This is a genomic window from Salinivibrio sp. VGrn1, from assembly GCF_009377995.1.
Taxonomy (GTDB): domain Bacteria; phylum Pseudomonadota; class Gammaproteobacteria; order Enterobacterales; family Vibrionaceae; genus Salinivibrio; species Salinivibrio siamensis.
In genome coordinates this window covers 60,483-73,507 of sequence record NZ_SATA01000013.1, presented here as the reverse complement: position 1 = coordinate 73,507, position 13,025 = coordinate 60,483, and the positions used below count along the sequence as shown (strand labels likewise).

Genomic DNA, 13,025 nt, shown 5'->3' with positions numbered 1-13,025 from the left:
GGGGTCTCCCCATGTGAGAGTAGGACATCGCCAGGCTTTGATTATAAATTGCGCCTATTGCTTGCGATTTTTGATAGCTGCGATGCTCATGTATTGGCATACACTGTGCGTCTCGCTTCAAAACTCACTGCGCATAGCTCGCAATTTAATCATCAAAGCAAATAGATGTAAGACTTTGATGAGAAAACACCAAGCCCTGACCTCACGGTCGGGGCTTTTTTGTATCTTGAGGGTGTATTAGCCCTGTGCGCTTTGCTTTAAACTGCCTGCCGAGTAGATGTCTTTTCATTTTCCATCTATCCAATATCCAATAAAAAGCCCCGTCTTGTCGACGGGGCTTTGTTTTTTCTAAGCTGTGTAATAGCTTGGTTATTGAATTTTACTGACTCGACTTACTCGATCACCTGAAATGGTACGCAGCTGCACTGGTGCAGTGACGTGAGGAGCGTTCGCCGCATCATAGGTCTGCCAGCTTGCACCATTATCGGTTGAGTACTCAATGGTGAGTCCAGGGAATGGCGAGTTCGCTTTCAATATACCACTTTCTATCACTCCACCCGGAACGGGTAAGCGGAAGCCCACACCCTGTTGCTCTAGTTGTGGGAACCAGTAGTTCGCTAACTGATTAGCAAAGAGGTTGTAATCAATGTTGCGCTTGGTTTGATTCGCCTCTTGTCCGGTTTGAGTGCTTGCTTCCCATTCGGCACGGTGCCAAGCTCGCTCAGCCATGGCGAAGAGGCGAGGGAAGGTCATGGATTCAAATTGGCCATCGGAGCGAATAGTTTCACTCCAAATAGATGCCTGTAAACCAAGCACATTGTCTGGACGCGTCAGTGTTTTCACGGTGGCAGCGTCTAGTACTTCCTGTTTGGTGATCGGTGCACCATTGCGCTTTGCATCTGCGTTAGCGTAGAGATCATCGGGCATAAAGCTAAACGTCTTACGGGTATCGGTAAAACGGGGTGCCCAGTAATAGCCACGCTCACTTGGGTCTGGTTCATAGGGGTGGTCAAAATAGAGATGTGTGGCTTGGTTATAGATAACGCCATAGCCATTGTTGGCGAGATTATAGGCGCGATCGGCAACGCCCCACTCCCAGATATTTTGCCACGCGTTGCCATAGACGTGCTCATTGGCAAGTTGTGCGCGTGGATAGACTTTATTGTTGTGCATGAGGCCATCTTCCCAACCACCGAGATCGAGCTGATGACGTTGGGTAATGTGCGAAATACGCTCAACAAAGTACTGACTCAGATCGTCAACACTGTTCACACCTGCATCGTTATCTGCAATAAAGGACTGACAGACGGGCGACTCTTTCCAGGCACCGGCAATTTCATCACCGCCAAAGTGAAATGTATCGAGCGGCTGTATGTCTCGATGCGCATCGACGAGCGCGGCAACCACTGTATCGACGAAGCGATAACTGGATTCCATACAGACATTTATCGCGTTGTCGGTAAACATCTGCACAGAGAGGTATTGTGTGTCGTCTTCAAAGTCCGTGAGCAAATATTCTTTCGCTTTGGCTTCATCACCTTGTGCCATGTACTTGTGGTAACGCGCTTCCATCGCTTTGATGGCCGAGTGCGCGTGACCTGGCATATCTACTTCTGGAATGACGGTGATATTGAGCGCCTCTGCTTTACGCAAGATCGCTTGATAATCTTCCGTGGTGTAATACCCATTGGATGCTTCTGTGCCGTCAGGCCCTGCACCTAAGAAGGGCAACACGCAGCGGGTTTCCGACAAATCATGACAGCGTTTGCTACCGACGTCCGCCAGTTCCGGGAGGGCTGGGATCTCAATACGCCATGCTTCATCATCACTGAGGCGTAGATGCAGTTTGTTGAGTTTCAAAGCGGCCATCTGATCGAGTAACTTAAAGATGGCTTCTTTGCTGCGGAAGTTTCGCGCCGCATCGACAGACAGGCCTCGGTAAGCAAAGCGTGGTGCGTCAGTTAGCGTCACCGCCTTGAGTGTGTCGCCGGTTTTGAGTTGCAGCAGGCTTTGCGCAGCATATAGGGCTCCCGCTTGATCAGGGGCATCGATGTCAATACGCTGCTGCTCAGGTTGTACATCTAAGCGATAAGCTTCATGCCACTGGTCGCTTCCATTCAGGCTGACTTTTCCCCAGCCCACATGAATAACTTTTTGGTTGGTAGGTGCCCAGTCGGTGGCTGAAATGCCAAGTTGATCGGCAAGCCATTGTGCTTGCGCTTGATAGCCATTGTCGTAGACCACGGTCCACTCGCTATCGAGGATGACATGGCCATTTTTCTCAATGCGACTGGCAGGGGTGGGTAGCACGTGCCCTTGGGTATTGACCAACGACAGATCAGCATTGCGCGCATAGCGCTGTTCGGCCGTGAACGGGTCATAATGGTCGGTGAGTGCACCGTCGTAGCGCTTCCACTGTGCGGGCGTGTCAAAGTCACCGACAAAGGCGAGCTCATCATCCGGCTTGGTGGGCACTTGGCCATTTTTGTGGTTACTGGTACTGGTAATCAATGCGGTATGCATGCCAGCTTCACCGTCGGACGCTAAATACCAGTTTGGCATGATATCGGATTTTGCGACTTGCCAGTCAGAGGCATTAAAGCCAACGACTAATTGATCACCGGGGGCGAGCGGAACAAAGCTGTCCGTGGGCTCGAGTTTGAAGAGATCCCCATTGACGTGTGAGACGTTAAGTTGATCGGTATCGATCGAATTGATCATGCGGATGTGACTGAAATAAATCGCCCAGCCTGTTTTAGGCAGTGTCTGAGTACTTTGGTTGGTAAAGGCGACGTTACCCGTAAATGAACGCCAGTCATCTTGGGTATTATCAATGACTTGGTATTGGACATCGAGGCCGTTTCCGAGTGCATCAAGCTGCGATGCAGGCATCGCCCAAGCGGTGCTACATAATGACGCGCCGATCAGGAGACCCAGTGCGGTAGGTTTGAGCATGCTATCCTCCAAACTTATTTTTTATTGTGAAAATAGTTAACAAGACAGTAGAGGATAGTGGTTAACAAGCCTAGTAATCTTGTTAGTCAAAATGCATTTATGTCTAAAGACTCAAACTTATTGATGTGTGCGGGCTATGATTTTCGTTAAAATAGCGAGGAAGATCGCAGCGGAAATTGATGATCCACTGCGATACAAATTAACGCGGAAGTAAGCAGCTTAACGCGATTTGACTATCCACGAGTCGAATACCGACGGCGACCATTTCGTCACAAGCCGACGATACCGTGTCGGGGTTAATACCACGACACGCGGCAAGGTTGACAATGACGTCAAAACGGCCGCGCTTTTTCAATTGGATAGCCGTGGTTTTGACGCAGTAATCGGTAGCTAAGCCACCGACAACCACGGTTTCTACTTCTTGGCTGTGTAGCCATTCAATCAAGCCCGTGCTGAGTTTTTCTTCAATATCATGAAAGCATGCACCGTAGGGGTGAAGATCAGGCTCAATACCTTTCCAAACCACATAGTCGTATTCGGTGACCGGGGGCAAGCCATCGATGGTTTCAAATCCTTTGGTGCCGGGCACAGCATGCTTGACCCAAGTTAGATCAGCATTCTTATGTGCTAAGGGCTGCAACATATCAGCAGGTTTATCAACCACCCAGACAGCATTGGTGGGGTGTGCATCTTTGGTGAGTACGCGTAGGTCAGCCAATGCCGCTTGCTGATTCAGAGCTGGCCCGATGGTGTCGCCCTCAGGCACAGGCAGCTCATCAGGACAAAGCGGTGTGAATGTGCATTGTGCATCAACGTCAATCGCGGCAATTTTGGCTTGTTTCATCGCATCATCACCTAGAGTATTTGATTAAGTAAATGATCGGCCTTAACCCGCTTAATCCGCTTGAGCAGACGTTTGACCGGGACGGGATAGTCCTCCATTTTTTCTATCTGTTTATAGCTGCCGACCAACTGAGTGTGTGCCAGTATCTTATCTACTTCTTGCTGTTTCTGCGCTTCGAGTTGCTGATGCTTATCATGGATCAAGATAGCGTTTTCTAAGTCTAGCTTCCATGCGCGTGGATTCAGGTTATTGCCCGTCAGCAACATGTATTGGCGATCGACCCAGATTCCTTTTAAGTGAAAACTGTTGTCATCATGCTTCCAAATATGGATGTTTAACTGGCGTTTGGCAATGGCTGCTTCGTTACGGCGCGCAAAGTTACGTAGGTTGACTTCATACAGGTAGGGGAGTGCCGAAATGGTCTTAAAGGGCGCTTCTGGCGGCGAGTAAAAGTCATTGGCGGTTTTATCGCCAACAATGATGCTCACTGTCACACCTCGGCGTAGTGCACGGCGGATTTCTCTGACCACACTGCGTGGCGGATTAAAGTAAGGGGTGCAAATCACCAACTCTTTTTGCGCGCTCGCAATTAGATGGCAGATATAGCGATTGAGCTTGTTCTTACGTTTACCCAATCCGACCATAGGAGTTAGCCCGACTTGGTCCTCACGGAGAGGCTCATTATCGTAGCGATAACTCGCACGCTGCAGCTGAGTTCGAAACTCACGAATGCTAGGCTTAAGTGCTTTGCTATTTGGCCGATCTGGCGAGGTGAGGCAATTGACCGCACTATCCGCCGTTAGGGTATTAACAATAAAGTCTGCCATGGTGTCGGCAAGCGCTTTATTGTCGAGCACATGATAGCGGTCGTATCGATATCTATTATGTTGCGCTAAATAAACATCGTTTAAGCTTGCACCGCTGTAGAGCACTGTGTCATCAAACACAAAGCCTTTTAGGTGCAGCACGCCAAACACTTCTCGGTTTCTGACTGGTACGCCGAGTACCTCTATTTTGTGCGGGTAACGCTCAGCATAGGCGCGATATAATCCCGCATTGCCGTCAGATTGCTCTGCCCCGATCAAGCCTCTTTGCGCGCGATGCCAATCGACTAATACCTTGATATCCAGATCAGGATTGGCCTGTTTCGCTTCATACAGTGCATCAAGCACGCTACGTCCAGCCTCATCATCCTGCAGATACAAGGCGACGAGGTAAATCCTGGATTTCGCCTTTTTTATTTCACTAAGCAAGCGCTCTCTAAACGAGACGGCATCTAATAAGGTTTCGAGATTTTCTGGCTGGTGCGCAATGGTGGGCAGACGGTCGATAAGCTGCCGGTTTGCGTTCGCTGAATCCATTGTTACCTCTTGTTGTTCGACGGCCAGAGTCGAGCGGTTTGATGCTAAACCCTGAATTATACCAGAAATTAGGTCAAGTCACGGATGACTGCGCGGTGGCTTTGTTGTAAATGTCACGCTTTAGGTGCGTATTGCATCGCGACTAAGTCTTTACCGCTATGACAGTAGCTTTGGTAGCGTGCCGCCAATTCCTCTGGCAGGGCTGGCGTGTCCACACTGCTGAAACCGTGTTGCACGTATAAAGCGGTCAATGGTCGAAATGCCAAGCAAAAGCTTGGACGTTGCGCCAATACGGGCTGGACGGCGTCGAGTAGTTGATGACTTAGCCCCGACCCGCGCAAGTGTGGGTGCAGCAACATGCCAGTGAGTAATTGGTAATTTTGACGTTGTTGAAAGCGGACCGCACCACATAAGCCGCTGGGTCCATCCACCACCCAGATATGTTCATCTTTTTTCGGTTTACCCGGTGGATAGTAGGTTTTATAGAATCGTGCCACGAGAGGAAACCGTAACGGCTCGAGTGGGTGAATGTGGTAATTATCCATAGCCTAATAGATGCGCAATACGAGCAGGACAGGTAGTATACCTATCCATGATTTTTTCTGACAGCGTAATGCATTGATGAAGTGGTTATCTGATGTGTCCTTGACACCCCATCACACCTTTGGTCTCCCCGCCCACGCTCATGCGATCGTGGAAGCGCACACCGTGGAGGATTTATATGCGATTTGGCAGCATGCTGACGATCTGACGCTTCCTAAGCTAGTGGTGGGAGAAGGCAGCAACCTGCTTTTTTGCCAAGACTTTCAGGGCGTGGTGGTGCTTAATCGCCTGACTGGTATATCAGTCGATGATGAGGGCGACCACTGGGTATTGCATGTAGGGGCTGGAGAATCCTGGCATAACTTAGTCGCTTGGAGCATTGATAATGGGTTCCCTGGGCTGGAAAACCTCGCGCTTATTCCTGGCTGTGTTGGTGCGGCGCCGATTCAAAACATTGGTGCTTACGGTGTCGAGTTTTGCGAGCGGTGCGCGTATGTGGATATCGTCAATCCATTGACTCAGCAAACACGTCGTTTGACCCGAGCAGCCTGCCAATTTGGCTATCGCGACTCGATATTTAAAACCGACGCGATGACAGGGTGGGTGATTACGCAAGTGGGGTTCCGATTAGCGAAGACGTGGCAGCCCGTGCTCAAATATGGTGCGCTGGCGGATCTCGATCCAGAGCGGGTATCAGCGCAAACCATTTTTGACGCGGTCTGTGCGATTCGCCAAGCCAAGCTCCCTGATCCCCGTGAGTGTGGCAATGCGGGAAGCTTTTTCAAAAACCCAGTGATTGATGCACACCAGGCGCAAACCTTGCAAACCTGTTATCCCGAGATACCCATGTACTTTGCCGGAGAGGGGAAAAAGAAGCTCGCCGCAGGCTGGCTGATTGACCAATGTGGTTTGAAAGGCAAGCAAGTGGGAGGCGCGCGTGTACATCCAAAACAAGCCTTAGTGCTGACCAACGCTAATCATGCAACCAGCCAAGACGTTATTCAGTTAGCAAAGCAGGTGGTCGACGAAGTCAAGGCGCGGTTTGGTGTGACCTTGCACCATGAGGTGCGCTTTATGGGTGCCAAGGGCGAAACCAGCTTGGAGGCACAATGAGCAGTGCACATACCGCAAGGCTTACCCTTATCGATCGTTTATCCGATGGTGAATTCCACTCTGGCGAAATGCTAGGCGATGCGCTAGGCATGAGCCGAGCGGCGGTCAGCAAACATATCAAAGTGTTGCAATCGTGGGGACTGGATATCTATCGGGTGCAGGGCAAAGGCTATTGCTTATCACAACCGATTGAGTTGCTCGATGACGTCTGGCTCAGTGAGCATACCGATGTGCCCGCTTTATCCGTGATCCCGGTCATTGATTCGACCAATCAGTACTTGATGGAACGTGTTGGACAACTTGCGTCAGGCAGTGTTTGCTTGGCTGAATATCAGCAGCAAGGACGGGGTCGCCGTGGTCGCGCGTGGCAGTCGCCTTTTGGCAGTAACTTGTATTTGTCGATGTATTGGCGTTTAGATGCCGGCCCTGCGGCGGCGATGGGACTGAGCCTAGTGGTTGGTGTGGCGATCACCAAAGCACTCCATGAACTAGGCGCGCCAGGTGTGAAGGTGAAATGGCCCAACGACCTGTATTTTCAGGATAAAAAGCTCGCTGGCATCTTAGTGGAAATGACGGGGCAAACGGGCGATGCGGCTCACCTTGTGATCGGCATGGGGTTGAATATTGGTATGGGGGCGCATTTGCGTGACAGCATCGATCAGCCTTGGGCTCGATTAGCGGACGCTTGCCATCCAATGCCATCGCGCAATACATTGGCGGCAACCTTGATTGAGCGTTTAAAAGAAGCACTGATTGACTATGAGCAACATGGGCTATCGAGCATCATGGCCGACTGGCCCAAGTTGGATAACTTTATTGATCGCCCCGTCAAACTACTCATGGGAGAGCGGGAAGTCCGTGGTATTGAGCGCGGTATCGACGAACACGGTGCCTTATTACTTGACGTTGAGGGTGACATCACGCCTTATTTAGGTGGAGAGATTTCTCTAAGACGCGATGACTAATCTCGGCGATTGTAAGGACTATTTGCGCACACGGATGCGTTGAACAGAGTGGTTGGCACCTTTTTCTAGGATTAAACTGGCGCGCTCACGGGTGGGTAAAATGTTTTCCGATAAGTTTTTCCCGTTAATGTCATCCCAGATGGTCGCCGCCTTTTGAGTGGCTTCGTCGACCGATAGCCGCGTGTAGTGATGAAAGTAAGCCTGTGGATCGAGAAAGGCACCTCGGCGGAACTTCATAAAGCGCTCAATATACCAATGCTTTAGTAACTCTGGTTCGGCGTCGACATAGATAGAAAAGTCGAGAAAGTCGGAAATAAACACATGATGTGGGTCATGCGGGTAATCCATGCCACTTTGCAGGACGTTGAGCCCTTCGAGGATCAATATGTCGGGTTTCTCCACTTTTTGCACGTCAGAAGTGATGTCGTACACCAAGTGAGAATAAATCGGCGCGGTGACGCAGTCTTTTCCTGATTTGACGTCGGCCACAAACTCAACCAGCTTGCGCATGTCATAAGATTGCGGAAACCCTTTTTTATGCATGATGCCACGCGACTCAAGCTCGGCGTTGGGGTATAAAAAGCCGTCAGTGGTCACGAGTGCAACTTTAGGATGATCTGGCCACCGTGTCAGCAGGGCTTTTAAAAGACGTGCGGTGGTACTTTTCCCCACGGCGACGCTGCCCGCGATGCCAATGACATAGGGCACATGATTTGAGACGGGCTGGGATAAAAACTCGTCTAGCACTTCCGTCCGGCTTTTGCGCGCTTTCACATAGAGATTAAGCAGCCGCGATAGAGGAAGATAAATATCGCGCACCTCATCCATCGACAAATGCTCGTTAAGGCCGCGCAAGCGGTCAATGTCATCTTCGGTGAGCGTCATGGGCACTGCATCCCTCAGTTCAGCCCATTGTTGACGCTCGAACGACAAATAAGGCGTTAGCGTTGCATTCATGATCCATGTGCCTTAAGCCAGTAAAGAGGGTGACGATACCGCAAACGAAAGGGAAGGAAAAGCGCCGACGATTGGCGTTGAGTGAGCGGGCTGGTTATTTTCGCAACAATCACGCGAAAAAATGCGCAAAAGACGAAAAAATCACCCATTTTTTTAAAATTCCCTATTGCACCCCTCAAATCCATGGCATAGAATGCGCAGCACTTGTCGCCGGCTTAGCTCAGTTGGTAGAGCAACTGACTTGTAATCAGTAGGTCGCCAGTTCGATTCCGGCAGCCGGCACCAAAATTTAGGTGGAATTCCCGAGCGGTCAAAGGGATCAGACTGTAAATCTGACGGCTCAGCCTTCGAAGGTTCGAATCCTTCTTCCACCACCATTTTCAAATTGTTTGAATAGCTCTACGAGTAACGATTGCGGGCATCGTATAATGGCTATTACCTCAGCCTTCCAAGCTGATGATGCGGGTTCGATTCCCGCTGCCCGCTCCACTCTTTTTAGAGTGCTGATATAGCTCAGTCGGTAGAGCGCACCCTTGGTAAGGGTGAGGTCGGCAGTTCAAATCTGCCTATCAGCACCATCCTCTCCAAGGTAACTTCAAGCCGTTTGATATATACTCAACAAACCTGATTGTTGGTTGTGTGGTCGTAATGCCACCGAAATACCGTGCTTAGAGGGACTGTCATGTCTAAAGAAAAATTTGAACGTACGAAAACGCACGTTAACGTTGGTACTATTGGCCACGTTGACCATGGTAAAACTACGCTGACCGCAGCTATCTGTACGGTACTTGCAAAAGTACACGGCGGTGCTGCTCGTGACTTCGCGTCAATCGATAACGCACCAGAAGAGCGTGATCGTGGTATCACCATCGCAACGTCTCACGTTGAGTACGATACGCCAAACCGTCACTACGCACACGTTGACTGCCCAGGACACGCTGACTATGTGAAAAACATGATCACCGGTGCGGCGCAGATGGACGGTGGTATCCTGGTTGTAGCAGCAACTGATGGCCCTATGCCACAGACGCGTGAGCACATCCTACTTGGCCGTCAGGTTGGTATTCCAAACATCATCGTGTTCATGAACAAATGTGACATGGTTGATGATGAAGAGCTGCTTGAGCTGGTTGAAATGGAAGTACGTGAACTACTTTCAGAGTACGACTTCCCAGGTGACGACTGCCCAGTAATCCAAGGTTCAGCGCTGGGTGCCCTGAACGGTGAAGAGCAGTGGGAGCAGAAGATCGTTGAGCTATCTGAAGCGCTGGATTCTTACATCCCAGAGCCAGAGCGTGCGATCGACAAGCCGTTCATCCTGCCAATCGAAGACGTATTCTCAATCCAAGGCCGTGGTACTGTAGTCACTGGTCGTGTTGAGCAAGGCATCATCACTGTGGGTGACGACGTTGAAATCGTGGGCATGAAAGACACCACCAAGACCACTTGTACGGGTGTTGAAATGTTCCGTAAGCTTCTAGACGAAGGCCGTGCGGGTGAGAACGTGGGTGTTCTTCTGCGTGGTACTAAGCGTGACGAAGTAGAGCGTGGTCAAGTACTGGCGAAGCCTGGTTCAATCACTCCGCACACCAAGTTCGAGTCAGAAGTATACGTACTGGGCAAAGACGAAGGTGGCCGTCATACGCCGTTCTTCAAAGGCTATCGTCCACAGTTCTACTTCCGTACGACTGACGTAACCGGTACTATCGAGCTGCCAGAAGGCGTTGAGATGGTAATGCCTGGTGACAACATCAAGATGGTTGTTACGCTCATCGCACCTATCGCGATGGACGAAGGCCTACGTTTCGCTATCCGTGAAGGTGGCCGTACTGTAGGCGCTGGTGTTGTTGCTAACATCATTGAATAATGATTTGACGAAACACTAGTAAAAAGGGCATCATTTGATGCCCTTTTTCTGCGTTTGACGCTCCTATTGGTGTGAATTTAGCCAGCAGTCGTTAGCAAGCGCAGAGTTTAGTGATCGTATCGTGCTTGATTGAGACGTTATGGTCACCATGTGCCTTTGCCAAACACTGATTGTGGATGGCTGAAAAGGCACTGCCGTCTATGTAGACTTGTTACAGGTAGAATGTATGAAAGCGAACGCTGAGACCCAATCCGGTTCGATGGACATCCTTAAATGGGGTGTTGTTTTTGTCCTATTGGCCGCAGCCGTGATAGGGAATAGCCTGTACAGTGACGTGTCTGTGGTAGTGCGAGCTGCTGCCGTGGTGGTATTGGTTGCCGCTGCCGGTGGTGTCGCTGCACTCACGATGAAAGGAAAAGCTGCGATCACGTTTGCACGCGAATCGCGTATGGAAGTGCGTAAAGTGATTTGGCCAACCCGCCAAGAGACTTTACAGACTTCTCTCATCGTTCTGGCTGTTACTGTTGTTATGGCGCTCATCTTGTGGGGCGTTGACGGAATCATGGTCCGTCTAGTCCGCCTAATCACTGGCGTGTGAGGTAAAAGTACATGAGCGAAGCTCCCAAAAAACGTTGGTATGTGGTCCAGGCTTTCTCTGGTTTTGAAAGCCGTGTTGCGCAGTCACTGCGCGAACATATCAAAATGCACGAAATGGAAGACTATTTCGGGGAAGTCTTGGTGCCAACCGAAGAAGTGGTTGAAATGCGCCAGGGACAACGTCGCAAGAGCGAGCGTAAATTCTTCCCAGGTTATGTGCTCGTCCAAATGGTGATGAACGATGAATCTTGGCACTTGGTACGTGGTGTGCCACGTGTGATGGGTTTCATTGGTGGCACCTCAGATCGCCCAGCACCTATTTCTGATAAAGAAGCGGACTCTATTCTCAATCGCTTAGAAAAAGCGAGCGAGTCTCCGGTTCATAAAACCGTGTTTGAAGCGGGCGAAGTGGTGCGTGTGACCGAAGGACCGTTTGCAGACTTTAATGGTGTCGTAGAGCAAGTTGACTACGATAAGAACCGCCTTAAAGTCTCGGTGTCTATATTCGGCCGCGCGACCCCTGTTGAGCTGGAATTCGGTCAGGTAGAAAAAACCTGATCAAAAAAGCACCGCTAATGGTTGGCAAGGGCGCGAAATTTGACTATAATTTCGCGCCCTTTTGTTAAACGGGGAGTTTATCGCAAGATAGACGTTAGTACCCAAAATAAGGTAATTGAATAATGGCAAAGAAAGTAGAAGCTTACATCAAGCTGCAAGTTGCAGCGGGTGCAGCTAACCCATCGCCACCGGTTGGTCCTGCTCTGGGTCAACACGGTGTGAACATCATGGAGTTCTGTAAAGCGTTTAACGCGAAGACCGAATCTATCGAGAAAGGTCTACCAACTCCAGTTGTTATCACTGTATACAGTGACCGTTCTTTCACCTTCGTAACCAAGACTCCGCCAGCCGCGATTCTTCTTAAGAAAGCAGCAGGCGTGAAATCTGGTTCAGGTCGTCCGAACACTGAAAAAGTGGGTACCGTGACTGACGCGCAGATCCAAGAGATCGCAGAAACCAAAGCGGCAGACATGACCGGTGCGGACATCGAAGCGATGAAACGCTCCATTGCGGGTACTGCCCGTTCAATGGGCCTGAACGTAGAGGGTTAAGACAATGGCTAAAATGACTAAGCGCATGCGCGTAATCCGCGAAAAAGTTGATGTGACCAAAGAGTACGACATCAACGAAGCCGTTGCTCTACTGAAGGAACTGGCGACTGCAAAATTCGTTGAAAGTGTTGATGTTTCTGTCAACCTTGGCATCGATGCTCGTAAATCAGACCAAAACGTTCGTGGCGCGACTGTACTGCCTAACGGTACAGGCCGTGACATCCGTGTTGCTGTGTTCACACAAGGTGCGAACGCTGACGCGGCGAAAGAAGCGGGTGCTGATATCGTAGGTATGGAAGATCTTGCTGAGCAAGTGAAGAAAGGCGAAATGAACTTTGACGTCGTCGTCGCTTCACCAGACGCAATGCGCGTTGTTGGCCAGCTAGGTACCATCCTAGGCCCACGTGGCCTGATGCCAAACCCGAAAGTGGGTACTGTCACGCCTAACGTTGCTGAAGCGGTTAAAAACGCGAAAGCAGGTCAGGTTCGTTACCGTAATGATAAGAACGGCATCGTTCATACCACCATCGGTAAAGTTGACTTTGACGCAGACAGCCTGAAAGAAAACCTGGAAGCGCTGTTGGTGGCACTGAAGAAGGCGAAGCCAACTTCAGCTAAAGGTACTTACATCAAGAAAGTTAGCCTTTCAACAACCATGGGTGCTGGTGTTTCTCTAGACCAGAACTCTTTGGAAGCAAGCGTTAACTAATTGCG

Annotated in this window: 12 protein-coding genes and 4 tRNA genes; 11 read left to right on the top strand and 5 right to left on the bottom strand. The window is 50.2% G+C overall.

The genetic code is table 11. From position 1 onward, the window contains the following. Positions 1 to 369: 369 nt before the first annotated feature. From EHW56_RS14615 to EHW56_RS14600, 4 genes are all read right to left on the bottom strand, one after another. The gene (locus tag EHW56_RS14615) at positions 370 to 2,955 is read right to left on the bottom strand and encodes a family 20 glycosylhydrolase (RefSeq protein ID WP_152797110.1); all 2,586 of its coding nucleotides are present in this window, start codon (positions 2,953 to 2,955) and stop codon (positions 370 to 372) included. Between the two features lie 199 nt (positions 2,956 to 3,154). After that, positions 3,155 to 3,799, bottom strand: coding sequence for a nicotinamidase (locus EHW56_RS14610; RefSeq protein ID WP_077607337.1), 645 nt, complete (start codon positions 3,797 to 3,799; stop codon positions 3,155 to 3,157). Positions 3,800 to 3,810: 11 nt separating this feature from the next. Further along, entirely contained in the window at positions 3,811 to 5,160 is a 1,350-nt protein-coding gene (pssA, locus tag EHW56_RS14605) for a CDP-diacylglycerol--serine O-phosphatidyltransferase (RefSeq protein WP_046074503.1), read from the bottom strand. Between the two features lie 113 nt (positions 5,161 to 5,273). After that, positions 5,274 to 5,657, bottom strand: a complete 384-nt coding sequence (locus tag EHW56_RS14600) for a GNAT family N-acetyltransferase (RefSeq protein WP_338013105.1) — start codon at positions 5,655 to 5,657, stop codon at positions 5,274 to 5,276. A 124-nt stretch (positions 5,658 to 5,781) separates the two neighbouring features. Between EHW56_RS14600 and murB the strand changes: the two genes are divergently transcribed. Next, entirely contained in the window at positions 5,782 to 6,816 is a 1,035-nt protein-coding gene (murB, locus tag EHW56_RS14595; RefSeq protein ID WP_046074505.1) for a UDP-N-acetylmuramate dehydrogenase, read from the top strand. Then, positions 6,813 to 7,781, top strand: coding sequence for a bifunctional biotin--[acetyl-CoA-carboxylase] ligase/biotin operon repressor BirA (birA, locus tag EHW56_RS14590; protein WP_046074506.1), 969 nt, complete (start codon positions 6,813 to 6,815; stop codon positions 7,779 to 7,781). Before murB ends, birA begins: the two co-directional genes overlap by 4 nt. A gap of 18 nt (positions 7,782 to 7,799) precedes the next feature. Here the strand turns inward: birA and coaA are convergent, their stop codons facing one another. Beyond that, entirely contained in the window at positions 7,800 to 8,738 is a 939-nt protein-coding gene (coaA, locus tag EHW56_RS14585) for a type I pantothenate kinase (protein ID WP_046074507.1), read from the bottom strand. A gap of 209 nt (positions 8,739 to 8,947) precedes the next feature. On the opposite strand from coaA, the gene EHW56_RS14580 reads away from it, so the two are divergent. From EHW56_RS14580 to rplA, 9 genes are all read left to right on the top strand, one after another. Next, positions 8,948 to 9,023: transfer RNA gene (locus tag EHW56_RS14580), tRNA-Thr, on the top strand. Between the two features lie 7 nt (positions 9,024 to 9,030). Continuing rightward, positions 9,031 to 9,115 (top strand) — tRNA-Tyr (locus EHW56_RS14575). Between the two features lie 37 nt (positions 9,116 to 9,152). Next, positions 9,153 to 9,227 (top strand) — tRNA-Gly (locus tag EHW56_RS14570). Positions 9,228 to 9,240: 13 nt separating this feature from the next. Continuing rightward, positions 9,241 to 9,316, top strand: a tRNA-Thr gene (locus tag EHW56_RS14565). A gap of 104 nt (positions 9,317 to 9,420) precedes the next feature. Then, the gene (tuf, locus tag EHW56_RS14560; RefSeq protein WP_046074508.1) at positions 9,421 to 10,605 is read left to right on the top strand and encodes an elongation factor Tu; all 1,185 of its coding nucleotides are present in this window, start codon (positions 9,421 to 9,423) and stop codon (positions 10,603 to 10,605) included. 226 nt (positions 10,606 to 10,831) lie between these two features. Continuing rightward, positions 10,832 to 11,203 (top strand): preprotein translocase subunit SecE, encoded by a 372-nt coding sequence (gene secE, locus EHW56_RS14555; protein WP_025674747.1) that lies wholly within the window; start codon positions 10,832 to 10,834, stop codon positions 11,201 to 11,203. Between the two features lie 11 nt (positions 11,204 to 11,214). Next, a complete protein-coding gene (gene nusG / locus EHW56_RS14550; protein WP_025744447.1) occupies positions 11,215 to 11,760 on the top strand; it encodes a transcription termination/antitermination protein NusG in 546 nt (181 codons plus the stop codon). Between the two features lie 122 nt (positions 11,761 to 11,882). Then, complete coding sequence (gene rplK, locus EHW56_RS14545; protein ID WP_046074509.1) at positions 11,883 to 12,311, top strand: 50S ribosomal protein L11; 429 nt, start codon at positions 11,883 to 11,885, stop codon at positions 12,309 to 12,311. Positions 12,312 to 12,315: 4 nt separating this feature from the next. Beyond that, positions 12,316 to 13,020 (top strand): 50S ribosomal protein L1, encoded by a 705-nt coding sequence (rplA, locus tag EHW56_RS14540; RefSeq protein WP_046074510.1) that lies wholly within the window; start codon positions 12,316 to 12,318, stop codon positions 13,018 to 13,020. Positions 13,021 to 13,025: the final 5 nt, after the last annotated feature.